The 23,357-nt window shown below is 62.5% G+C and carries 23 protein-coding genes; 14 read left to right on the top strand and 9 right to left on the bottom strand.

Annotated elements, in window-relative coordinates; all coding sequences use genetic code 11:
* Positions 1-184: 184 nt before the first annotated feature.
* Positions 185-1,807: a methyl-accepting chemotaxis protein gene (locus AC07PT_RS27020; RefSeq protein WP_494658749.1), complete on the top strand. Its 1,623-nt coding sequence runs from the start codon at positions 185-187 to the stop codon at positions 1,805-1,807.
* Between the two features lie 56 nt (positions 1,808-1,863).
* Here AC07PT_RS27020 and AC07PT_RS27015 read toward each other — a convergent pair whose 3' ends face one another.
* From AC07PT_RS27015 to AC07PT_RS26980, 8 genes are read right to left on the bottom strand one after another with little or no spacing between them, the layout of a single operon-like run.
* Positions 1,864-2,364 (bottom strand): flavin reductase, encoded by a 501-nt coding sequence (locus AC07PT_RS27015; RefSeq protein ID WP_492349717.1) that lies wholly within the window; start codon positions 2,362-2,364, stop codon positions 1,864-1,866.
* 11 nt (positions 2,365-2,375) lie between these two features.
* The gene (locus AC07PT_RS27010; protein ID WP_494658748.1) at positions 2,376-3,338 is read right to left on the bottom strand and encodes a PDR/VanB family oxidoreductase; all 963 of its coding nucleotides are present in this window, start codon (positions 3,336-3,338) and stop codon (positions 2,376-2,378) included.
* Positions 3,339-3,363: 25 nt separating this feature from the next.
* Positions 3,364-4,110 (bottom strand): SDR family NAD(P)-dependent oxidoreductase, encoded by a 747-nt coding sequence (locus tag AC07PT_RS27005; protein ID WP_494658747.1) that lies wholly within the window; start codon positions 4,108-4,110, stop codon positions 3,364-3,366.
* Between the two features lie 9 nt (positions 4,111-4,119).
* A complete protein-coding gene (locus AC07PT_RS27000; protein WP_492349720.1) occupies positions 4,120-4,596 on the bottom strand; it encodes an aromatic-ring-hydroxylating dioxygenase subunit beta in 477 nt (158 codons plus the stop codon).
* Positions 4,597-4,616: 20 nt separating this feature from the next.
* Complete coding sequence (locus AC07PT_RS26995; protein WP_494658746.1) at positions 4,617-5,891, bottom strand: aromatic ring-hydroxylating oxygenase subunit alpha; 1,275 nt, start codon at positions 5,889-5,891, stop codon at positions 4,617-4,619.
* Between the two features lie 17 nt (positions 5,892-5,908).
* Positions 5,909-6,442: a nuclear transport factor 2 family protein gene (locus tag AC07PT_RS26990; protein WP_494658745.1), complete on the bottom strand. Its 534-nt coding sequence runs from the start codon at positions 6,440-6,442 to the stop codon at positions 5,909-5,911.
* A gap of 8 nt (positions 6,443-6,450) precedes the next feature.
* Complete coding sequence (locus AC07PT_RS26985; RefSeq protein ID WP_494658744.1) at positions 6,451-6,825, bottom strand: IacB protein; 375 nt, start codon at positions 6,823-6,825, stop codon at positions 6,451-6,453.
* 31 nt (positions 6,826-6,856) lie between these two features.
* A complete protein-coding gene (locus AC07PT_RS26980; RefSeq protein WP_492349724.1) occupies positions 6,857-8,035 on the bottom strand; it encodes an acyl-CoA dehydrogenase family protein in 1,179 nt (392 codons plus the stop codon).
* Positions 8,036-8,402: 367 nt separating this feature from the next.
* Between AC07PT_RS26980 and AC07PT_RS26975 the strand changes: the two genes are divergently transcribed.
* From AC07PT_RS26975 to AC07PT_RS26955, 5 genes are read left to right on the top strand one after another with little or no spacing between them, the layout of a single operon-like run.
* Positions 8,403-9,557 (top strand): ABC transporter substrate-binding protein, encoded by a 1,155-nt coding sequence (locus tag AC07PT_RS26975; protein WP_492349725.1) that lies wholly within the window; start codon positions 8,403-8,405, stop codon positions 9,555-9,557.
* A gap of 20 nt (positions 9,558-9,577) precedes the next feature.
* Entirely contained in the window at positions 9,578-10,600 is a 1,023-nt protein-coding gene (locus AC07PT_RS26970) for a branched-chain amino acid ABC transporter permease (protein WP_494658743.1), read from the top strand.
* Positions 10,597-12,453 carry a branched-chain amino acid ABC transporter ATP-binding protein/permease gene (locus AC07PT_RS26965; RefSeq protein WP_494658742.1) on the top strand — a complete coding sequence of 619 codons (1,857 nt, stop codon included), beginning with the start codon at positions 10,597-10,599 and terminating at the stop codon, positions 12,451-12,453. The genes AC07PT_RS26970 and AC07PT_RS26965 overlap by 4 nt, the downstream gene beginning before the upstream one ends.
* Entirely contained in the window at positions 12,450-13,238 is a 789-nt protein-coding gene (locus tag AC07PT_RS26960) for an ABC transporter ATP-binding protein (protein ID WP_494658741.1), read from the top strand. Before AC07PT_RS26965 ends, AC07PT_RS26960 begins: the two co-directional genes overlap by 4 nt.
* Positions 13,239-13,275: 37 nt before the next feature.
* Positions 13,276-14,571 (top strand): amidase, encoded by a 1,296-nt coding sequence (locus AC07PT_RS26955; protein WP_494658740.1) that lies wholly within the window; start codon positions 13,276-13,278, stop codon positions 14,569-14,571.
* 16 nt (positions 14,572-14,587) lie between these two features.
* On the opposite strand, the gene AC07PT_RS26950 is transcribed toward AC07PT_RS26955, so the two are convergent.
* Positions 14,588-15,019 carry a MarR family winged helix-turn-helix transcriptional regulator gene (locus AC07PT_RS26950; protein WP_492349730.1) on the bottom strand — a complete coding sequence of 144 codons (432 nt, stop codon included), beginning with the start codon at positions 15,017-15,019 and terminating at the stop codon, positions 14,588-14,590.
* Between the two features lie 767 nt (positions 15,020-15,786).
* Between AC07PT_RS26950 and AC07PT_RS26945 the strand changes: the two genes are divergently transcribed.
* The 8 genes from AC07PT_RS26945 (at position 15,787) to AC07PT_RS26910 (ending at position 23,272) form a co-directional block, all read left to right on the top strand.
* The gene (locus AC07PT_RS26945) at positions 15,787-17,355 is read left to right on the top strand and encodes an acetolactate synthase large subunit (RefSeq protein WP_494658739.1); all 1,569 of its coding nucleotides are present in this window, start codon (positions 15,787-15,789) and stop codon (positions 17,353-17,355) included.
* 70 nt (positions 17,356-17,425) lie between these two features.
* Entirely contained in the window at positions 17,426-18,220 is a 795-nt protein-coding gene (locus AC07PT_RS26940) for an SDR family NAD(P)-dependent oxidoreductase (RefSeq protein WP_492349732.1), read from the top strand.
* 28 nt (positions 18,221-18,248) lie between these two features.
* The gene (locus AC07PT_RS26935; protein ID WP_492349733.1) at positions 18,249-19,286 is read left to right on the top strand and encodes a WD40/YVTN/BNR-like repeat-containing protein; all 1,038 of its coding nucleotides are present in this window, start codon (positions 18,249-18,251) and stop codon (positions 19,284-19,286) included.
* Between the two features lie 14 nt (positions 19,287-19,300).
* On the top strand, positions 19,301-19,783 hold the full coding sequence (locus AC07PT_RS26930; RefSeq protein WP_494658738.1) for a VOC family protein: 483 nt from the start codon (positions 19,301-19,303) through the stop codon (positions 19,781-19,783).
* 30 nt (positions 19,784-19,813) lie between these two features.
* Positions 19,814-20,416 carry an amino acid synthesis family protein gene (locus AC07PT_RS26925; protein ID WP_492349735.1) on the top strand — a complete coding sequence of 201 codons (603 nt, stop codon included), beginning with the start codon at positions 19,814-19,816 and terminating at the stop codon, positions 20,414-20,416.
* A gap of 12 nt (positions 20,417-20,428) precedes the next feature.
* Positions 20,429-21,274, top strand: a complete 846-nt coding sequence (locus AC07PT_RS26920) for an alpha/beta fold hydrolase (protein WP_494658737.1) — start codon at positions 20,429-20,431, stop codon at positions 21,272-21,274.
* A gap of 48 nt (positions 21,275-21,322) precedes the next feature.
* Positions 21,323-21,619 (top strand): NIPSNAP family protein, encoded by a 297-nt coding sequence (locus AC07PT_RS26915; protein ID WP_492349737.1) that lies wholly within the window; start codon positions 21,323-21,325, stop codon positions 21,617-21,619.
* Between the two features lie 27 nt (positions 21,620-21,646).
* Positions 21,647-23,272: a bifunctional 3-(3-hydroxy-phenyl)propionate/3-hydroxycinnamic acid hydroxylase gene (locus AC07PT_RS26910; RefSeq protein WP_494658736.1), complete on the top strand. Its 1,626-nt coding sequence runs from the start codon at positions 21,647-21,649 to the stop codon at positions 23,270-23,272.
* The last annotated feature ends 85 nt before the right edge of the window (positions 23,273-23,357 follow it).

Below are 23,357 nucleotides of genomic sequence, written 5' to 3'. Positions count from 1 at the left end.
GTGAGGCCCGATCACCTGGGGCTGACGGCGGGGGTGGTGAATGCGCAGGGGCAGCTGGTGCTGCTGTCCAAGCAGGGACTGGTGAAAGACTGATCCACGCTCCAATTTCCAGCCTCGTCAGTCGGGGCTTTCGCCACTGTTCATCGTAGCAGGGCCGTCCGAAGTCATCCACGGGATTCGAGATATGACGATTGCTCACCGGCTCAGTGTGGCCTTTGGTTTGGTGGTGATGATTCTGCTGGGGCAAAGTGCCATGAGTTACTGGGCAGCCGTCCAGTCCCAGGATCTGGTGCAGGGCCCGGTGGCGCAAGCCCGCGCACGCTATGAGCTGGCGATGATGCTGAAATCGGCAGGGAAGGCTGAAGAGCTGTATCTGCGCCGTCTTTCGGTGCAGGTTGAGCCCGACAAGGTGGAGCGAGAAATTGCCTCTGCGTTGAATGCCAGTGCAGAGATCGATCAGGCTTTGAAGAGGCTGCTGTCCCTGCCTCTGAGCAGTGCAGATGCCACAGCGTTGAAAAGCCTCCAGCAGACCCTTCAAAGCACACGTTCTGCGCGTGACAAGGTCATCGACTTGGGTCGGCAACTGCAGACCGATGAGGTCAACCAGGTCTTTGAAGACAAGCTGGATCCCTTGATTCAGCAAAGTCAAGCAGCGGCCCTTGAGTTCGCGAGGCAACAAAAGGCAGCAGAGGATCAATCGTTCGCCGAGATCGTCACACTGGGCGACAAGAGTCGGCGCATCACATGGCTCACGGCGCTGGTGGGCGCTGTGTTGGCGACATTGGCTGGCGTGCTGCTCTACCGATCAGTGACCATGGCTTTGAACACCACGGTTCACATGGCCGACCGGGTGGCAGCCGGTGACCTTACCCTTCACATCGGGGCACAGGCCAACAATGAGACTGGGCGGATGATGAGTGCCCTTGGACGGATGGTCGAGCGAATGCATGAAGCCATGGAGATGGTGATACGTTCGTCTGCCTCGATCCATGCGGCTTCGACAGAAATCGCGGCGGGAAACCTGGACCTTTCCAGCCGCACTGAGCGGCAGGCCGTTGCATTGCAACAGGCCACGCACTCGATTGAATTGATCGCCAACGCGGTGCACGAGAACGCTGATGCCTCGCAAGAGGCGCAGGTGCAGGCGCGTGAGGCTTCGCGGCAGGCGCGCTCCGGAGGTCAGCAAACAGAGCACATCGTGCAGACCATGGAGGCCATATCGGCGTCCTCCAGGCGCATGGCAGACATCCTGGGTGTGATTGATGGAATCGCCTTCCAGACCAACATACTTGCCCTGAATGCGGCGGTGGAGGCGGCAAGAGCGGGCGAGCAGGGGCGGGGCTTCGCGGTGGTGGCAAATGAGGTGCGAGGCTTGGCGCAGCGTTCCGCCCAGGCTGCCAAAGAGATCAAGGATCTGATCCAGGGCAATCTGCAGACCGTGAAAGCCGGATCTGTGCAGGTGACGGAGGCCCGCAGCACGATGGCGTCGATGGTGAAGGCCAGCGAGTTGGCGGCTGATCTGATCATCCGGATCTCCGAGGCCACGGCCCAGCAAGCTCAGGGTGTCGCTCAGATCCATGGTGTGGTGAGCGAAATTGATGAGGGCCTGCGACAGAACGCTGCCTTGGTCGAAGAGGCTGCTGCTGCTGCCGACAGCCTCAGAAGTCAGACGGAGGCCCTGGACAGCGTGCTGGCTTTCTTCCAGGTTGGTGGCAGTCAGCCGCCGTTGCGTCAACTTGACACCAAGTTCCAAGCGCACGGCAACCCACGGTCACTGGGTCACCCCCCACCTCCCCGCTTGAGCTGAGCGCTGGGGGCCTGTGTTGGCCGGCCTGTGAATGGTCGACCTTATCCCTGATCTTGTCAGACGCTGGCTTGCGCTTCGCCCAAGCGGTGGTAGGCGCGGTTGAAGTAGGCCAGTCCCTGGGAACTCTCAGAGGCCAGGCGAATGTCGCGCAATTCCGTGATGAAGATGCTGTGCGAGCCCACGTCGTGGATGTGGGTGATGACGCCATCAAAGTTGACCAGCGCGCCTTCCAAGGCGGGCGCGCCGGTGCTCAAGGGCAGCCAGGCCACCTGCGCAAAGCGGCTTTCCATCGTCACATCGCGGTTGGCAAACAGGGCCGACAGGTCCTGCTGCGCGGCCGACAGCACATTGACGCAGATCGAGCGGTTTTCCACAAAGAAACGATGCGCGAAAGACGATCGGTTCATGCAGACCAGCAAGGTGGGCGGTTGATCGGTGACGCTGCAGACCGCTGACGCCGTGAAGCCCGCCAGGCCGGCGGCTCCGTCGGTGGTGATCACGTTGACCGCACCGGCCAGCAATGACATGCCGTTTCTGAATTCAGGAATCGAAATCATGGTGAACCCCTTCAAATGGCCAGCACCAGTCGGGCAGATTTGGCGCGCGAACAGCACGTCATGATCTGGTCGTTTTCAGTCTTTTCTTCGTCGGTGAGGTAGACGTCGCGGTGATCGCATTCACCCTCAAGGACCGTGCAGACGCAGGTGCCGCAGACGCCTTCCTGGCACGAGACCGGCACCAGGATGCCGATCGTCTTCAACGCCGCCACGATGCTCTGTCCCTCTTGCACCTGCACTGTTTTGCCGCTGGCCGCGGCCACCACTTCAAAGGCGCTACCGTGGGTGTCGACGTCGGCGTTGAAATATTCACGGTGGATCTGCGCTGGGGGCAGGCCATGTTGTTCGCTGTTGCCGATCACCCAGTCCATGAAGCCCGATGGGCCGCAGACGTACAGGTGGGTAGAGGCCGTGCCCGCTGCAGCCAACACCGGAGCGATCTGGAGGCGGCCCGCGTCACCCGCATCGTCGAAATGCAGGCGCACCTTGTCGGCGAAGGGGGCCGCGGCTAGTTCTTCCAAAAAGGCACTGCTTGCGGCGGAGCGCGCGCAGTAATGCAACTCGAAGCCCTTGCCCGCCGCTGACAGGGCATACGCCATGGCGATCATGGGCGTGATGCCGATACCGCCACCGACCAGCACACTGTGCTGCGCCTCCGGGACCAAGGGGAAATGGTTGCGTGGCGCGCCGATGGTGATGACCGTGCCTTCGTTGAACCGATCGAAGACCGCAAGCGAACCGCCGCGGGAGCATGGGTCACGCAGCACGCCCAATCGATACCGGCTTTTTTCGGCGGGGTCGCCACACAGCGAATATTGGCGCACGAGGTCGGGCGCCAGATGGACGTCGATGTGGGCGCCAGCCTCGAAGCTGGGCAAACTGCGGCCGTCTGCGCTTTGCAGATCCAGCACAACGACGCCGTCGCCTTGAATCTCTCTGCGCTTGACGACAACCTGGTGGGTGGTGGCGTTCATGGTTGTTTCCTTCTCTCGATGCTCTTCAGCGCATGAAGATGCCGCCGTTGACGTCCCATGCAGCGCCAGTGCATGAATCAGCTTCAGGCGAGGCCAGTTGCACGACTTGTGCTGCGATGAAGCGCGGATTGCCCAGGCGTTGGACGGGGATGGCTGCCAGCAGCTTCTCCAGCTTGTCGGCCGGCACGGCCTTGCGCACGGAGGGCAAGTCCAGCGGGCCGGGGGCCATGGCATTGACGGTGACTCCGCTGGCGGCCAGTTCGCGGGCGAAGATCTTGGTCAGGGTCAGGATGCCCGCCTTGGACGAAGCGTAGTGCGCGCCCGAGGCCGTGCCGCCGTTCTGCCCGGCAAGTGAGGCGATGTTGATCAGGCGGCCATAGCCGTGGCTGGCCATGCGGGCGCCAAACACCTGGCAACCGAGGAAGGTCCCGCGCAGGTTGATTCGCAGCACCTCTTCAAACTCTTCAGGGGTGATCTGCATCACCGGTGTGGTCACCGTCACGGCTGCGTTGTTCACGGCCACATGCAGCTGCCCCCAGCGTGCTGTAAGGGCATCGACCGCCTGCTCGAACGCTGATTTGGACACCACATCCAGGGCCAGGCCCAGGGTGCTGTCGCCGCTGGGATCCAGCTCCCGCGCGGCACGTTCGGCGGCCACGCCGTCGCGGTCGCTCAACGCAACGCGGTAGCCGGCGGCGTGCAAGGCCTGTGCGATGAACAGGCCCAGCCCATTGGCGGCACCTGTGACCAGGGCGTTTTGTCGTTCTGCCATGGCCTGGCCTCAGAGGATGTAGCCGACGGCGGTGAGCGTGTCGGTCGAGTTGATGAGCTTGACGATCTTGCGGTGGATGCGGAAGCCCTCACCCACGCGCAGCAGTTCGTAGGTGACATCGGAGGTGTGCTCGCGAAATCGGTCCTTGCGGAACTCGCGCAAGTCCTGGGCACAACGCACCGTGACCTTGGTGCCGTCGTCGCTCAGCAGGCGCAGGCGCGATACGTTGCGCACTGTGCGCGCCACCGGGGCGGATGAGATGGCTTCGCCACCGGTCAATCGCGCCACACGCTTGCTGCGCATCTGGGCGTCGTCGTAGGCGTAGTTCAGGGTGTTCTCGTGGTCGGTCTCGTTCGGGTCGATCGGGATCACGTAGAGGCCTTCCGGTGCCCAAAGCTGGAGCCAGTCCTGGTACTCGTTGTGGTCCAGCATATCGCTTTCGGCCCAGATGAAGGCGGTTGCTTCTTGCAGCAGCGTCGTGTTCATTTTTTTCTCTCTTCCGTGACTCAGGCGGTCATCAGTTTTTTCCACTGCTGGTAGGCAGCGCGCATGCCGGTCTCGGCACTCACATCACCGGCCACACCATCGGCGGTCTTCTTTTCCGCGGGCAGGCCGCGGTTGAGCAGTACCCAGAGGTCCCGCCCGGCATGGGCGCCGGCCTGAACCCGTTCCCAGGCTTCCGAGTCGTCCGGTGTGCCAAAGCCCAAGGGGCCCTGGAAGTGCTCGTGCATGCGCAGCCGGGCCCGGTTGCCGGCCGGGGGGCCTCCGTCCATCAGAATCACGCTGTGGTGGATCTCGGTTTCGTTGACCGAAATCGGTTGCAAAACCCGAAAAAAGGCCATCGAGCAGGCAATGTTGGGGAACAGGTTCAGGTTGAAGCCCGAGCCCCCCACGGCGCGCACGATCTGTCGCACCTTGGCCTCCTCGTGGCCCTCGGCGCGCAACGCGTCGGCCAACTCGATGTACCGGTCTGGGATGGGCCTCTCCAGATCCGCTTCCAGGTCGATCAGGTCCGGAATCATCACCATCACGCTGTGGCCATTGCCCAGGTCTTCGACGTAGCCCTTGCCCCCCACGAAGTCGAGCATCTCTTCGGTCTGTTTGTCCACGGAGTGAAGAAATGAGCGATGCACCAGGGGGAAGTGGTAGGCGTCCGTGGTGTTTTCCAGCTGGATCTTCCAGTTGCCCGGAAACGTGAAGCGATGCTCGCCGCCGACCTTGATCGGAAAGCTGCCACCTTGCTTCATGAACAGGTCCATCCACTTCTTGGCGGGGCCCAGGTAGTCGCCCAGGGGCTCGATGTCGTCCTTGAAGGTGGCGAACACCATGCCGGCGTATTCCTCGACCCGCAGGTTCACCAGCGGGTGTTCCGCTTTGTCGAGAATGTCGCCATAGCTCTCTGGGTGCGGCACACCGCGAAGGGTGCCGTCGAGCGCGTAGCTCCAGCCGTGGTAGGGACAGACAAAGGTGTTGGCCTTGCCTTTCTTGTGTTCACACACCGTGGCGGCGCGGTGACGGCAGCGATTGAGCAATACCCGCACCTGCTTTTTGCGGTCGCGCACCACGATGACGGGCTCTTTGCCCACCCAGTGGGTCTTGTAGCTGCCGACCTCGGGCACCTCGCTGACGTGCGCCACCCAGACCCAGGTGTTGCGGAAGACCTTCTCCATCTCGTCATCGAAGATGGCAGGGTCGGTGTAGAGCGAGGTGTGGACCTTGTCGGACTGGACCAGGTCGCCGATGGGGCGGTGGAAATGAATCGGTTGAGCAGGAGCATTCATGGGAGTGGCTCTGTGAATTAATGATCTTGGGCAGGGACTGGCAGCAGCGCACTGCTGTTCCAGGCGCTGGTGGGGCGGCTGAAGAGGTTCTCGGTCTGGAACTGGGCGATGCGCCAGGCGCTGCCTTCAGAGCGCAGCTTCAAGGTGAGCTGCGCGGCGTTGAGGTGGGAGCTCTGGTCGGCAAAGGTCGATGTCTGCAACATCACCCAGCTCGCATCGGCGCTGAGGGCATCGGACGACACCACGATGGTTTCGGAACAGAGAAAGTGGACGTTCAAGGCGAAGTGCGCCGGGGTCCGCATGTAGGTGCGGAACATGGCAGCAATGGCTTCACGGCCCCGGTAGCCACCAAAGCGGCCGGAATAGAGCGCACCCCGGCCTTCCCAGGTCGCGTCGTCGGTGAAAAGGCCGGCCAGCTCCTGCAGCGGTGTCTCGGCGTTGAGCCGATCGCACAGTGCCATGTAGCGGGTGATGCAGGCGCGGATCAAGCCTTCGGCCTGAAGGCGCTGCACCTGCAGTTGCAGGTCGGCGATCTGCTGTTGCAGTGTCATTGCGGTGCTCAGGCCGCGTAGGCCGGAATGCTCAGCTCGCGGCCCACGCGTGCTTCGACCTTGCAGTACTTCCACAGCTTGTAGGTGCCGTCACCGACACCGATGGTGCGAAACAGGTTGCAAGCTGCATGCACCGTATCCAGGTCAGGCACATCGGCCAGCACGTAGGTCGTCCAAGGCCAGCTCGCCGACGGCCCTACCATGGAGCGATCGTCGTCGAGGTTCCCCAGAACTTTGACGCCGGGCAGGGCGGCAATGCCTTGCATCATCTGCACGAAGGCGCTCCAGATGTCCTTGGTTTCCGCCTGGGTGGCGTCGAAGAAATTCTGGTTCACGCCGATGCAAAACAGGGTGCGCAGTGGAATTTTGGTTTCAGTGGTCATGGTGTGGGTTCTCCTTGGCGATGAGGTCAGATCAGAGGTAGCCCGGCAAGGGCTTGAGGCCGAACAACATGGCGCCGGCGTTTTGGTAGGTGATGTCGCCCATGAAGGCGTGCTGTGTCACGACCAGGCTGTCTTGCACCTGGGTAGACAGTGGACAGCTGCGGTAGATGCCGGTCATGCCCGCAAGCATCTGCACGCTGCGGGTGACTTCGGCACCCGCACGGGTGGCGTGGGTGGACGACAGGCGCAGCATGCTGATCTGTTCCTGAGTGGGGGTGTCGCCCCGCAGCAGGGTTTCCCAGACCTCGTCCATGGCGTCATAGAAGAACGCGCGTGCGGCGCGCAGGGTGGCTTCGGCACGTGCAAGGTCCATCTGGACCTGCGGCCGGTCCGCGGTGCGTGGGGCGCCCGTGACAGAGGTGCGGCCTGTGGCCAGGTCCTTCAATTCTTCGATCGCTCCGCGGGCAATGCCGAGCGAGACCACGCTCAATACTTGCGTGGCGAACGACAGGCTGGGGTAGCGACAAATGGGGGCGTCCAGCGTGGACGGACTGCCGCGCACGAAGGTCCATTCTTCGGGGACGACAACCTTGTCCACCACGATGTCGTGGCTCCCTGTGCCGGTCAGGCCGATAACGTCCCAGGTGGGGTCAATTCGTGCTTTGGCGATCGGCATCACGGCCAGGCGCGGCAGGGATTGGCCCGCCAGGCCCGTCGGTGCAATGCCCACACCCACGAGGTTCGCCCCCATGCAACCGCTGGCAAAGCTCCAACGGCCTGACACCTCGAAGCCCCCCTCGACGGCCGGTGCGCTCTGGGGTGGAAACACGCCCGCGCAGAACACCACATCGGGCGAAGCCGCGTACACCTGGCGCAGCGTCTCGATGGGCAACGAGGCCAGGTAGGTGATGCCCATGCCGAAGCTGGCCACCCAGCCGGCCGAGCCGTCGGCCTGTGCAATGCGCTCCACTTTTTCACAGAAATAGCGTGGCGAACGTTCTTCGCCTCCCAATGCCCGCGGCACCAGCGCGCGGTACATGCCGTGGTGCTTGAAGCTCTCGACGACGTCGGGCGATATGAAGCGCTGCTTCGAGAATTCGGCGCTGCGGGTGCGGATGTCGGTCAGCAGATCGTCAAAAGAGGGATGGGCCACGCCGCCTGGCGAAGGGGGGCTGGCATGCGTGGTGCGCTCGGGTTCCAGGGTCAGCATCGGGGTCTCCGGTAGTGGGGTTGCTGCGTCGAAAAAGGGCTCAACGCGTTGAAGCTATTTTTTAAGTTAGCTCAAAACAACGTGAATTGGCAACTATTTAATGAAAAAAGTTTTCGCACAAGAACAGGGCGATTGAAGACATTGTTGGTGCAGCCACGAGGCGAAAATCGCACCAAAAGTGGGATTGATCGCCGCTTTTGGATCGATTTAAGGATCTTGGTCTTCGGGAATTCCCTAGGGTAAGGAAACGTATTCCATCTGTAATCTCGGCGAAAAGCATGAATGGGAACGTGAATCTGGCATGAAATATGCAGAACTTGCGCCACCAAAATTCAAACTCTCCACCCGCACTACAAAGAGGTTCTCCATGGTTCTGAAAAGCGTTTTCCCCGCCTTGATCGCCGCTGCCGGCGCCCTGTGCTTTGCCGGCTGCGCGCTCGCTCAGGTCAAAATCGGCGTTGTGTCCTCGGCCAGTGGTCCGATTGCCTTGGTCGGCATTCCCCAGAAAAACACCGTGGCGTTGTTGCCCAAGGAGGTGGCGGGTCAGAAGATCGAGTACTTCTCGCTGGACGACGCTTCAGATCCGACGGCTTCGGTTTCTGCCGTCAAGAAGCTCATCAACGAGGACAAGGTCGATGCCTTGATTGGCCCGAGCGGATCGCCCAACGCCATGGGGGTGATCCAGTTCGCCGCAGAAGCCGGTGTGCCCATGTTTGCGCCCGTTGGCACGGCAGCCGTGGTGTTGCCCATGACCGAACAGAAGAAGTGGGTGTTCAAGACCACGCAGAACGACGATCTGATCGCCAACGCGTTGGTGGACCACATGAAGGCCACCGGCATCAAGAGCGTCAGCCTGATCGGCACGGCCGACCCCTATGGCGAGAACTGGGCCAAGGTCATGACCGAGCTGCTGGCGGCAGCCAATATCAAGCTGTTGACTTCGGAGAGCTTTCAGCGCCGTGACACCTCCGTGACGGCGCAGGCACTGAAGACCCTCGCAGCCCGCCCGGAGGCCGTGCTGATCGCTGCACCCGGGAGCTCGGCCGTGTTGCCACAGACCACGCTGTTCGATCAAGGCTACAAAGGCAGGTTCTACCAAACCCACGGTGCGGCGCTGGACGACTTCCTGAAACTGGGCGGCAAGAAAGTGGAGGGCACCATCCTGGCTGCCAGCGGCATGCTGGTGCTGGGCGACATGCCAGCCAGCAACCCCATCAAGGCCATCGCCACCAAGTACGTGGCCGACTACGAAAAACTGTATGGCAGCAAGCCAGCCACCTTTGGCGCCAATGTGTACGACGCCGGTCTGTTGCTGCAGGCGGCTATTCCGGCCGCCTTGAAGAAGGGCAAGCCGGGCAGCCCGGAGTTCCGCTCTGCGCTGCGCGATGCGATTGAGCACACCAAAGAGCTTGCTGCCACCCAAGGTGTTTACAACATGACCGCAGCGGACCACAGCGGCTTTGACAAACGGGGCCGCGAACTCATCACGGTGAAGAACGGTCAGTGGGCCGCCTTGAAGTAAGCCGCCCACAGTTGATCGACATGGATTCACAGATCGTTCTATTGCTGGGGCAGGATGGCCTCACGAGCGGCGCCATTTACGCCTTGCTTGCGTTGTCCATTGTGCTGGTGTTCAGCGTGACACGCGTGCTGTTGGTACCGCAGGGCGAGTTTGTCACCTTCGGCGCCATGGCCATGGCGGGCATGCAGGCGGGGCAGTCGATGGCCCTGGCCTGGCTGTTGTTGGGACTGGCCGTGGCACGGGCCGTGGGCGGCCTCTGGACAAGGCGTCAGTGGCCGGGTCCTGGCGACTGGCTCATGCTGGGCTATGCCGCGGTCCTTTGGGCGCTGTTGCGCCTCCTGCCACTGCAAGCTTTGCCGATGGTGGTGCAGGCACTGCTGACGCTCGCGCTGGTGGTGCCCATGGGGCCGTTGCTGTACGACATCGCCTTCAAGCCGATTGCGTCCGCACACTCCCTGGTGCTGCTGATCGTGTCGATTGCACTGCATGGTGTGTTGGTGGGGCTGTCGCTGCTGATGTTCGGCGCCGAAGGTGCGCGCAGCGAGCCGTTTTCCGAGGGCGGCGTGGAGATCGGGCCGGTGATGTTCAAGTCACAGGCGCTCTGGGTCATCGCCGCTTCCATGCTGCTCATTGCAGCCCTCTATGTGTTCTTCGATCGAACGCTGTACGGCAAGGCGCTGCGTGCAACCTCGGTGAATCGACTCGGGGCGGAGCTGATGGGTATTTCGCCTGAGTTCGCAGGGCAGCTCAGCTTTGGCCTGGCGGCTTTCATTGGTGCCCTCTCGGGCATTCTGATTGCGCCGCTGACCACGCTGTATTTCGACAGCGGCTTTCTGATCAGCCTCAAGGGCTTTGTCGGTGCAGTGACCGGCGGGCTGTTGAGCTATCCGATCGCTGCGCTTGGCGCCACGTCGGTCGGCTTGGTCGAATCGTTCTCGACCTTTTGGGCAAGTGACTACAAGGAGGTGATCGTGTTCACACTGATCTTGCCTTTCCTGCTGTGGCGCTCTTTGACAACCCGCCATTCCGAAGAGGAAGCATGAGCGCCATTTCTACCCCTACCCTTGAACACGGCACGGCCCGTTGGCATGGAGCCTCCCGTCTGCGAAGCATTGGCTTGCTCTTCGTGGCGGTGGCCCTGTTGGCGCTCGTGCCTCTGTTGCCAAGTTTCTATGTCACCTTGTTCAACAACATCGGCCTCGCGGCATTGGTTGTGCTGGGCATCGTGCTGATGACCGGAGTAGCCGGCCTGACCAGCTTTGGCCAGGCCGCCTTTGTCGGCATTGGGGCCTACACAACGGCCTGGCTGGCCAGCAGCACAGCGTTGCCGGGCTGGTTGGCCTGGGCTGGCGGCTCGCCGCTGGCGGCGCTGCTGATGGGGACCTTGGTCACACTGTTTGTGGCCGGCCTGTTGGGGGCCATTACCTTGCGCTTGTCCGGCCACTACCTTCCGCTGGGCACCATTGCCTGGGGGATTGCTCTGTACTACCTGTTCGGCACTTTTCAATCTCTGGGGGGCTATTCCGGCTTGGCCAATCTGCCTGGATTGCGTCTGTTTGGTGTGGCGTTGGAACGCGGTGAGCAAATTTTCTATTTGATCTGGTTGCTGGTGTTGCTGGGAGCCGTCGCTATCCGAAACCTGCTGGACTCCCGCTCGGGGCGCGCCATCCGCGCGCTGAACGGCGGACAGGCCATGGCCGCCTCGATGGGCGTCCATGTGTTTCGTGCCAAGTTGACCGCTTTTCTGTTGGCCGCAGCGATGGCGAGTGTGTCGGGTTGGCTCTACGTCTATACGCAGCGCTTTGTCAGTCCGACCCCTTTCAGCATCAACGCCGGCATCGATTACCTGTTCATGGCACTGATTGGCGGTGTCGGTCAATTGTGGGGCGCCATCGTTGGCGCCGGGCTGTTTGTCTTGGCAAAAAACGGCTTGGAAGACCTGCTGCCCAAGCTGTTTGGCAGCACCGGCAACTATGAGGCGATTGTGTTCGGGGCCCTCATCATCTGGCTGATGCACCGAGCGCCGGTTGGCGTGGCGGGGTGGTGCCAGACCCATCTGGGGCCTCGGCGGGCCACGTTGCCGCGGATCGATGAAAGCGCTGCCGCGTCGCTGCCGCGACGGGAGATGCCCAGCCGTGGCAGTGTGGTGATGAAGGCACGTGGGCTGAGTCGCCGCTTCGGGGGCCTGGTCGCCAACAAGGAGATCGACCTGGACTTGCGTGCGGGTGAAGTCTTGGCCGTGATCGGCCCGAACGGCGCAGGCAAGAGCACATTGTTCAATCTTCTTTCGTGTTGTGATGTGCCGACCTCTGGTGACATCGAATTCCTGGGTCAGCCGGTACAAGGCTGGGATGCCCGGCGCATTGCAGCAGCGGGTCTGGCGCGTACATTCCAGCACGTGAAGTTGCTGCCCAAGATGAGCGTGCTGGAGAACGTAGCCATTGGTGCGCACTTGCGTGGTCAACAGGGCCTGCTGGCCAGTGTGATGAGGCTGGACCGCCGTGAAGAGGCGAGCTTGCTGGCCGAAGCTCGCCGCCAACTGGAGCGCGTGGGCTTGGGCGCCCATCTCGCAGCGGAAGCCGGCAGCCTTTCTTTGGGCCAGCAGCGCTTGATTGAAATTGCCCGCGCGCTTTGTTGTGACCCTTGCGTGCTGCTGCTCGACGAGCCCGCAGCCGGCTTGCGCCATGGCGAGAAGCAGGCGCTGGGCGCGTTGCTGCAGAAGCTGCGCGAAGAAGGCATGACCGTGCTGCTGGTCGAGCACGACATGGACTTTGTCATGAACCTGGTTGATCGCGTGGCGGTGGTGGTGTTTGGCGACAAGATCGTCGAAGGCCTGCCCGCTGAAGTCCAGTCGGACCCGCGAGTCCTTGAAGCCTATCTGGGAGTTGCGCTATGAATGCTGTGCTCAAACCGGCGGTGGCCGAGTCACCGCTGCTGGATGTGTCCGATCTGCATGTGAGTTACGGCAAGATCAGTGCGGTGAGCGGTGTCTCGCTGCGGGTGCGGAAGGGTGAGATCGTCACCGTGGTGGGGCCCAACGGTGCAGGCAAGACCACGCTGATGTCGGCCATCATGGGGGTGTTGCCATCAAGTGGACGCATCGTTGTCGCAGATGAAACCGGCTCGGGCCGTGATGAGGGCCGCGGCATCGCCAGCCGCGTGCGCAGTGGCATCGGCATGGTGCCTGAGACCCGCGCCTTGTTTTCAAGTATGTCGATCGAAGACAACTTGCGGCTTGGTGCGTTCCGGTTTCGCAAAGAGCCCAAGGCCCGACATGCCGAAGCCTTGGAGGAGGTCTTCACGCTGTTCCCGCGCCTGAAGGAGCGCCGCCAGCAAGAGGCTTCGACGCTCTCTGGTGGCGAGCGCCAGATGCTGGCCCTGGGGCGTGCCCTGATGGGCCGGCCACGACTGCTGCTGCTCGACGAGCCCAGCTTGGGTTTGGCGCCACTGATCGTTCGTGAGATCTTCCGCATCCTCGTGCGCCTGCGTGAACAGGGGGTCTCGATCCTGTTGGTGGAGCAGAACGCGCTCGCCGCCCTCAAGATCGCCGACTACGCCTATGTCTTGGAGTTGGGGCAGGTTGCGATGGCGGGCCCGGCAGACCTTGTGGCTGCCGATCCGCGGGTCGTGCAGGCCTATCTCGGTAGTCAGGCGAAGCATCAAGCGATGTTGAGCTCATGATATTTGCAACTGACCGATTCGAAAGCTTGATTCAGACATGACCCGCCATATTCACCCGCGCTCCAGTGCGGTGGCCATCCATGCGGCCATCGCACGCCGCGAAACCACGGCGGAAGCCGTGCTCCTGGACAGCCTGGAACGCATCGCCAACGCCGAACCTGCATTGCAGGCCTGGAAGCATCTGGATCCCGCCGTCGCATTGCAACAGGCCCGTGCGCTGGATGCGCGCATGGCCACTGGCTCAGCCGCAGGCCTGCTCGGCGGCGTACCGATGGGCGTCAAGGATCTGATCGACACAGCAGATATGCCGACCGGGTACGGCTCTGCGGTCTACGAGGGACATCGCCCCGCAGCCGATGCAGAAGTCGTCCGGCTGGTGCGAGCCGCCGATGCCGTCATTGTGGGCAAGACCGTCACCACCGAGTTCGCCTATTTCACTCCTGGACCCACGGCCAACCCCTGGGACACTGCGCACACGCCAGGGGGGTCGTCCAGTGGGTCCGCCGCCGCTGTGGCCAGTGGCATGGTCCCACTGGCCTTTGGATCGCAGACCGCGGGGTCGTTGATTCGCCCCGCGTCCTATTGCGGTGTATTTGCCCTCAAGCCAACCCATGGCCTGGTCAGCGGTGCGGGTGTGAAGGCGTTTGCGCCTTCGCTTGACACCATGGGCTGGCTGTCCAACGGCACGGAAGATCTGGAATTGATGCGTGCGGCACTCGCGGGTGAGCGCTTCGAGCCTTTGCCAGACGCTGTCGGCATGCGTCTGCTGAGCTGTCGTACCCATGAATGGGACTGCTCCGATGCGGGCGGGGGGCAGGTCTGGGAAAGGGCGCACAGCTTGCTGTCGGCCGCCGGGGTGCCGGTGAGTTCCCTGAACATGCCCGCGTCGCTGTCGGGCCTGTTGCAGGCGCAAAAAACCGTGATGGCGAAAGAGGCTGCGCAGAACCTGGGCCGCGAGATCAGCGAATACGGTACCCGGGTGAGCGAGCACATTCGCGATCTGGTTGCCCTTGGCCATGGCATCACCCAGGAGGCTTACGCCGCAGCGAAGGCCTTGGCTGAGCAAGGTGTGCTTGAGGTTCTGGCCTTGATGGGCGAGGCCGATGCTCTGCTCGTGCCCGCTGCGCCGGGCGAAGCGCCGCTCGGGCTGAGCGCCACAGGCGACCCGGTCTTCAGTCGGGTGTGGACGCTGCTTGGTCTGCCTTGTGTCAACGTCCCGGGGCTGTTGGGTCCTGGGGGGCTTCCGGTGGGGCTGCAACTGGTGGGGCGCCCGCGCGAGGAACGCAAGCTCCTTGCCGTGGCGCAGTCGCTGCACCGGGTCATCACCGCGTGATTGCTGCGACCTGGACCTAGGCAGGGTCCGGGTCTGATGCCACTGCGTCCAGAATGGGATGATCGCCGCCGTTGAGGTTGCGGAACACGATCCGCAGCGATTCATTCAGTCTCTCGAGCTTGGCAGGTGTCAGGCCATCGAAGCTGCGCTCGAACAGGCCGTGGGTGGCATCTTTCACCCGTCCCAGGGCGACTCGGCCGGCGTCCGTCAACGACACCATCGTCACCCGGCCGTCACTTTTGGACGTCTCCGTACTCACCAGACCCTCGGCCTTCATGCGGTAGACGATCTTCGTGGTGGTGGAGAGTTTGCCCACTGCGTGCACGGCGATCTCGGAGACGCTGCTGACACCTTGCTCCTGAAGGATGGCCAGGACCCGGTAGGTCGGTACATCGCAATTGACGGCCTTCAGCACGCGTTCAATTTCCTGCGTGTAGAGGGTGTTCACTCGGGCAATCCAGTAAAAGGGCCAATCGGCCCGATGAAATTCGGGGTCGGATGGATTGGAGCGTTTGGAAGAGCGCACAGCCGTGATTGTCCGGGTTGAAAACTGACTTGGATCTTAGCGGATGGCGTGCCCGGCAAAGCCGGCGGACGCATTTGTTTGACCGGAGTGGGGCGCCCAAAGGCCGTGCCCACGCGGCGGGCGGATTACGCCATCGATTGGCGTGCAATGTCTTGAGCCTGATCAACCGGGGTGATTGCCCTCGGCACCACATCTTGGCCAGGTTTTGGGCGGCGTCTGCCATCGCACCGGACGAGGCAGGGCCGCATGGCGGCCGCTGTCGGCAACAAACGTCGATGGGTTTGTGTGAGGCCGAGGCTGCCCGTTTGTCAGCAGGCTGAGCGAAGCGTTGCGGCCTGCCCTGGCACTTCCGGGAGGCACGACCCAGGGTTTGAACCGGATCGGCACAGTACGAAGCCCGGGCCACTGTCAGCCGCGTGCGCCGTTTGCCACGGTGGTTGAGCCACACGTGCGCCACCTCCCCTTTTGAGGTCTTTTGGCCATGGTGCCGCGCGGACTCGCGCCGCCCCATGCCGCCACGGTGCCCCTTTTGTGCCATCAGCCATGGTGATCAGTAGCTTTTGTTGATTGCTTGAAAAAATATCAACATACGCATATCACAAAAAAATGCAAAGCAAAAACACAAATTTAAATCTTGACAATCAGTGTATGTAATTGCTAAATTTCGTCTATGCGATAAAGTGGCAAACATGACCACTGAAAAATACACCACTGGCGCAGACCTGCTTTTGGCCGAACTGGCCGCTCAGGGCGTGGATACTTGCTTTGCCAACCCTGGGACCACGGAACTGGACGTGGTTCGATCCATGGAGACGCAGGATGCGGTCCGTTGTGTGATCGGATTGCAGGAAAACGTGTGCACGGGCGCCGCTGATGGCTATGGCCGCATGCTGGGTCGTCCTGCGGCCACCCTGCTGCATCTGGGCCCCGGATTTGCCAATGGCATCGCCAACCTGCACAACGCCAAGCGTGCCCACACCCCGATCGTCAACCTCATCGGCGATCACACCAGTTGGCATTTGCCGTTCGATGCGCCCTTGAGCTCCGACATCGAGTCCCTGGCCCGTCCTGTGTCCGGCTGGGTGCATCGCATTGACAGCGTGTCCGATGCCGCACCGGCTGCGGCGCAGGCCGTGCGGCAGAGCCTGGCCCATGGCGGGCAGTCAGCGACGCTGATCTTCCCGGCCGACTATCAGTACGGCACGCTTGGCACAGAGGCCGGCGCCAGCGAGTGCGAGGCCGCGGCCGTGTCGTCGCCTTCGCATTTCGACCTGGCCGCATGCGTGCAGGCGCTTCGCCAAGCCAAGTCCCCCATGTTCTTGCTGGGCGGTGGCGGTGCCTTGAGCGGATTGGGTGAGCGTGCTCAAAAGGCCGTGGCCCGCCTGTGCCAGGTGCTGCAAGGCCGCGCCTACGCAGAGACCTTCCCGGCTCGCTCGGAGCGTGGGCAGGGCTTGCCGGTCTTTGATCGCCTGCCGTACTTCCCGGAACCCGCCCGCCAGGTGCTCGACGCATCCGATCTGGTGGTGCTGGCAGGGGCGCTGCCACCGGTGACCTACTTTGGCTACGAGGGCCATGCGAGTGAGATGGTCAACAAGGACCGTCTGCTGCTGCTGAGCCAGCCCGGCGAAGACGCGGCCACCCGGCTGGAGGCGCTGGCAGAGGCGCTGGCAGCACCCGCTTACGTGGCGCCACAGGTGCCGATGCCGGAGCAGCCCACGGGTGAGTTGACGCCCCAGAAGATCGCGGCCGTTCTGGCGCGTGAGCTGCCAGACCAGGCCATCGTGTCGGTCGAAGGCGGAACCTGTGGGTATCCCTTTTATGCCGCTTCTGCCGCGGCCCGTGTGCACACCACCTTGACCAACACGGGGGGGGCCATCGGTCAGGGCCTGCCCGTGGCCATGGGGGCCGCCATCGCCTGCCCCGAACGGCGCGTGGTCGCCCTGGTGTCTGACGGCAGCACGCAGTACACGATCCAAACCCTGTGGAGCATGGCGCATGAAGGGCTGAATGTGGTGGTACTGGTGGCCGCCAATCACCAATACGCCATCTTGCGCAACGAACTGCGGCGTGGCGGGGCCACGCTCGGCGATCGAGCCGCTGCCATGACCAGTCTGGAGAACCCACGCATCGACTGGGTCTTGCTGGCGCAGTCCTACGGCGTCAAAGCCTCGCGTGCCCAGACGGCCGAGGAATTGGCTGAGCAGTTTGCCAAGGCGGTCACCGCTTCCGGGCCCAGCCTGATCGAAATGGCGCTGTGAGCCCAGGCTTCAACAGCGTCATCCCAACCAACCGGGCGCCAGTTGCGCTCATCCATCACCAGGAGCTAATGTGGATCTGAAACTCAAAGGAAAAGTCGCTGTGGTCACCGGCGGCAGTCTGGGCATCGGCCGTGCCGTGACCGAGGCACTGGCCGCCGAAGGCGTGCGTGTGGCGATCGTCGCACGCAGCGCGGGCCCTCTGCAGGCTGCGGCCCGCGACATCAGCGAACAGTACGGTATCGAGGTGTTGGCCGCACCGGCCGACGTGAGCAGTACCGAGCAGGTCGAGGCCATGATTGAACAGGTTGCGCAGCACTTCGGGCGCATCGACATCCTGGTCAACGGGGCGGCCCATCCGGGCGGTTTGGTGCGCAGCGAAATCGAGCATGCCAGCCCTGAAGGCCTGCTGGAAGACATCAACATCAAGGTGGTGGGCTACATGCGCTGCGCCAAGGCGGCGGCAGCACACATGAAGAAGAACGGCTATGGCCGCATCATCAACATCGGCGGCCTCACCGGCCGTGGCAGCAAGCAGCTGTCGGGCATGCGCAATGTGGCCATCTGTCACCTGACCAAGACACTGTCCGACCAATTGGGCCCCTCGGGCATCACCGTCAATGTGATTCACCCGGGTGTGGTGGAAACCCCCCACATCCATGAGCTGTACGCCAAGGAAGCCAAGTTGCAGGGCCTCACGCCCGAGCAAGTCGAGGCCAATTACGCCAAGGTGACCCCGATCCGTCGCGTGCTCCAGCCGCAGGAAATCGCAGACACCGTGCTGTTCCTGGCTTCCGAAAGAGCGGGCGCCATCACGGGCGAATCGATCGCTGTCGACGGTGGCATCACCCGCGGCATCTTCATCTGATGGCTCATTCAACCCCAAAGGAGCACCCATGAAGGGAACCATTCTTGTGGCCACTGCGGGCCAGGGTATTTTGCGCAGCGTTGACAACGGTGCGAGTTGGCATCGCCTGGGGCTCAAGGAGGCCATCGAGTTCGACGGCACGGTGCGAGCCCTGGCGGTGGATCCCTCTGCCCCCAGTCGAGTGCTGGCGGGCGCCGATGCTGGTTTGTGCCTCAGCACCGATGGTGGTGCTCATTTCAGCCGGGTCAGCTCACCCATGGATGGTCAGACGGTCTGGGCGATCGCTTTCGACCCGGTGGACCCGAAGGTCGTCTACGCCGGTACCGGGGCGCCCTCTCGCGCTTTCACCTGCCGCTCCCGTGACGGCGGCTTGAGCTGGGAGCGGCTGGGTGTCGAGCTTCCGGAGTTTTGTCAGGGCGTCAACCGACCCCGGATTCTGACGATGTGCGTCAACCCGGTGAATCACCACGAAGTGTGGTTCGGCGTGGAGGAGGGCGGCGCCTGGCGCAGCACCGACCAGGGCGACCATTGGGAACGGATGGACGTGCCCGGTGCAGGCATCAACAATTCTGACATCCATGCCATCACCATCCTGCCAGCCACGGCGCAGGACCCGATGCGTCATTTCGTGCTGACGGTGAACTCGGTCTGCGAAAGCACTGACGGCGGCAAGTCGTATGTCCACAAGCCTTCGCGAGAACGGTTTGACGGCATGTACTACACCCGCACGGTCCAGGTGACCGGGGCTGGAGGGCAGGCGCTGTTGCTGGCCATCGGCGATGGCACACCGGGCACGCGCACCAAGATCTACCGCTCGGAAGACCGCGGCCAGACCTGGCGTACGACCTTGCTGCACACCGCGCCCAACTCAACGGTCTGGGCTTTCGGCTCGCATGCGTCCGACCCCGACCTGGTCTTTGCCGGGACCAAGTATGGCGACCTGCTGCGTTCTACGGATGCCGGTCGTACCTGGTTCAAGGAGTGGCGCGAGTTCAGTGAAATCACCTCGATTGCCTGGACACCGTTTGAGGCCCCGGTCCATGCGCATCCGCAATCCATCAACTGATCCCTGGGAGCTTCATGTCTACGCCACTAACTGAAGTACGACCCCGCATCCGACGTACCCACTTGGCGTTGTTCGTCAAGAACCCCTTCGAGACCGCCTCCTGGTACGAGGACGTGCTGGGCATGGAGGTCACGGCGCGGGGCGATCGGTGGGTGTTTCTCTCATTCGGGCAGAAGCACCACGACATCGCTCTGATCCAGGTCGACCCGGCCAGTCCGACTGCGGAGGTACGGGGCGACATCAACATGCAGCACTACGGGCTGGAGATCGAGGGGTCGATGGACGACCTGCGCCGGCTCTACGGCATGTTGCTGCGCAAGAACGTGCCGGTGGTGAAGACCACGGACCACGCGGTGGGCTATGGCCTGTACTTCACAGATCCGGACGGGCATCGCTTCGAGTTCTTCCTTGAGACCGTTCACGACGACGAAGAGGGCAAACGCTTGCTGGGTGACTACGACGCCCCGAGCCTCCCTTTTGATCTGACGCCACTTTGAATCCATCCACTTTGAATTGAAAGCCTTTCCATGAGAACCCCCAATTTCGGTGCCTTCCACATCCGCAAGTGGTATTTGCAGGTCGAAGACACCTTGGCCGGCGAGACCGGCGCGCCCGCGGACGGTGAACCCTTGCGCAAGTTCGTGCTGGCGGCATGCATTCACAACCCCTATGCCGGTCGCTATGAAGCAGACCTCAGCGCCTGGATCGAAGGCTCTGTGGCACTGGGCCAGGAGTTCGGCCGCCGTATCCAGCAAGCTGCCAACGGGCAAGCCATCGAAAGCTATGGCAAGGCGATCCTGGTTGGCATCGACGGTGAATACGAGCATGGCAACGCCCTGTTGACCAACCCCGCCGCCAATCCGATCCGCGACGCGCTGGGCGGCGGCAAATCCTGGGTGCCGTCCACGGGCAAGCGAGGCAGCCCAGGCACGGTGCTGGACATTCCGCTGGCACACAAGGACGCACTGTATGTGCGTTCTCACTATGACACGGTCAGCGCGCTGTTCAATGACGGTCCGAATCGAGATGAGGTGATCGTGTGCTGGGCGTTTGCCACGCGTGGTCGTCTCAACGCCCGCCTGGGAGGCTTGAAGGCGGCTGACGTCAAGGGCGTGGACGGACTTGTCTGATCTGAGGCTGTGATGGAACGTCGCGACTACACACTGCCTCTCAATGGGCTCAATTTTCATGTCACGGAGTGGGGCGAACCCAGCGCGCATCCGCTGGTGACGATGCACGGCATCCGGGGCTATGCAGAGACCTTCGCCGGTGTGGCCGCGGCGCTCCAGCCCGGGTGCCGTGTCATCGGCTTTGACCAGCGTGGCCGCGGACAGACGGATTGGGATCCCGCGTGGAACTACTACACCGATGCCTACGTGGCCGATCTGGCGGCGCTCGTCGATCACCTGCAACTGCCCCGCTTCGACCTGCTCGGGCATTCGATGGGAGGGATCAATGCGTTGGTCTATGCCGCGCAAAACCCGGGTCGGGTGGATCGGCTGGTGATCGAGGATGCCGGCCCAGGTGCCTTCGACGTCAGCGCTGGTGCGACCAGGATCCGCAAGGAACTGGCGACCACCCCGAGCCATTTCGAGAGCTGGGAACTGGCTGCAGACTTCATGCGGGCGCTTCGTCCCACCGTGTCTGAGGCGGCTCGGCAGCAGCGCCTGCAGCAGATGCTCAAACAGACCCCCGAGGGGCGATGGACCTGGCGTTACGACCATGCCGGCATCGCCGCAACGCGGCTTGAGCCTGATCCGGCGCGTGCGGTCGACCTGCGCCCCTGCGTGCAAGCCATCCGATGCCCCGCGCTGGTGGTCCGTGGCAGCCGTTCAGACTATTTGCAGCCGGAGATGGTGAGTGAAATGTTGCGCCTCAACCCGACGCTGCAAGCCACCGAGATTGCGGATGCAGGCCATTACATCCATGACGATCAACCCGAAATTTTCAACCAGGTGGTGCGGCAATTCCTGTCGCGTCAGCCTTGATCGCACTGCAGTCCTGACGTCTTTTCTGCTCGACGGAAACCCGAACAAATGATTTACGAACTGAGAACCTACACCCTGGTCCCTGGCGGCCTGCGGGACTACGTGAAAACCTACAACGAACTGGGGCGCGAGGTCCAGGTTGGCATCCTGGGGCAATTGGTCAGCCTGTTGCAGCCCGAGAGCGGCGACCTCAATGAACTGAAGTTCCTGTGGGCATTCGACAACTTCGAAGAACGAGCCCGACGGCGTGCCCAGTTGCTGCAAGACCCGCGCTTCACGGAGTTTCGCAAAGCGGTGCGACACCTGTTGATCCGCCAGGAAAACCAGTTGCTGAGCCCTGTTTGACATCCCTCGAATCACGATCACCCCCACATGACCCAAGATAAGAAAGAAATTCCGGTCCTGATCGTTGGCGCTGGCCCTTGCGGGGTCACCATCGCCAACCTGCTGGGCAGCTATGGGATCGAGACCCTGCTGATCGACCGAAGCCCGGCGATTCTGGATTTCCCGCGTGCAGTAGGCCTCGACGATGAAGCCTTGCGTACCTTTCAGGCCGCTGGCTTGGCCGAAGACATGCTGCGCGACATGATCCAGAACGTGCCCATGCGCATGTACACGGCCGCCAAGCAGTGCTTTGCCGAAATCTTGCCAAGCACGCGTGAATTCGGCTGGTGCCGTCGCAATCTGTTCTCGCAGCCGCTGGGGGAAGCCACCCTGCGCAAGGGGCTGGCTCGTTACCCGCACGTTGAGTTGGCACTGGGGGTGGAGTTGATCTCTTTGGTGCAAGATGACCAGGGCGTGGACGCGACTCTGCGCCAGGCCGATGGTGGCTTGAGCACGGTGCGCGCCCAGTATCTGGTGGCTTCGGATGGCGCACGGAGCACCGTGCGTGAAGGCATCCTCAAGGTGCCTTACGAGGGCAAGACGCACCCGCACAAATGGGTGGTCATCGAGTGCGAGGACGACCCCCTCGATGCCCCTTACACCGCGCTGCATTGCGAGCCCCGCCGGCCCTATGTCTGCCTTCGCCTGCCCTACGGCCTGCGGCGCTGGGAGTTCATGCTGTTCCCGGGCGAGGACGGCGACCAGATGCTGACGCCTGACAAGGTGCAGATGTTGCTGAGCCTTCATGTAGAGCACCCCGAGCGACTCAAGGTGATCCGAGCCCGGGTGTACACCCATAACTCCCGGGTGGCCAAGGATTTTGTGATTGATCGGGTTTGCCTGGCGGGGGACACGGCCCACATCACGCCGCCCTGGATCGGACAGGGCCTGAATGCCGGCCTGCGCGACGCCTTCAACCTGGCCTGGAAGCTGGCCTGGATCGTGCGCGGCCGCATGAAGCCCGAATTGTTGGCCAGCTACCACGACGAGCGCCATGCCCACGCCCAGGCCATGATCGATCTGGCAGACCTCTTCGGGTCGGTGCTGTCGCAGCGCAATCGTGCGCTGGCCTGGCTGAGGGACCGCTTTTTTCTGGCGATCAAGGATGTCCCGCGCGTGCGCGACTACGTGCTTCAGATGAAATTCAAGCCCATGCCGCGCTTTGTCAAGGGTGTGGTGCTCAACAGCGGTCATGCCGGCCACGACGAGCTGGTGGGGCGCATGTTCATTCAGCCTGTGGTCGAACAGATTTCGGGTGAGCCGCGCAAGCTGGACGACGTGATCGGTGGGTGCTTTGCGCTGGTCAGTTGGCGGTGCAACCCCTTGGCGCAGATGAGTCCCGCGTTGGCGGAACAGCTGCGACTGCTCAAGTGCGATCAGTTTGTTGCCGTCAGGGCCCGCAGCAGCGCGTGGGAGGTGAATCGCTGCACAGGTGAGGCACCGATGGTCAATGTCATTCAGGACACCGAGAACCTCCTGGGCACTTGGTTTCAGGCCCGAGGTGTGGACTGGGTGTTGATACGCCCTGACCGCTTTGTGGCTGCTGCCGGCACTGCGGCGGGTGCAGCCGAACAGCTGGCTGAGTTCTGTCGCACGGTGGTGCGTCAGGCTTGATTTTTTCCATCGCGTCGTGACTGCAGGGTCGTGTCTGCAGGGTCGTGTCTGGTCGCGCTCAGGCGGCGGCCGACATGGCTGTTTT

The sequence above is a fragment of the Curvibacter sp. GW821-FHT09D12 genome (assembly GCF_059416245.1).
Note: the sequence above shows the minus strand (reverse complement) of the source record. Positions and strands in the feature narration are given on the sequence as shown.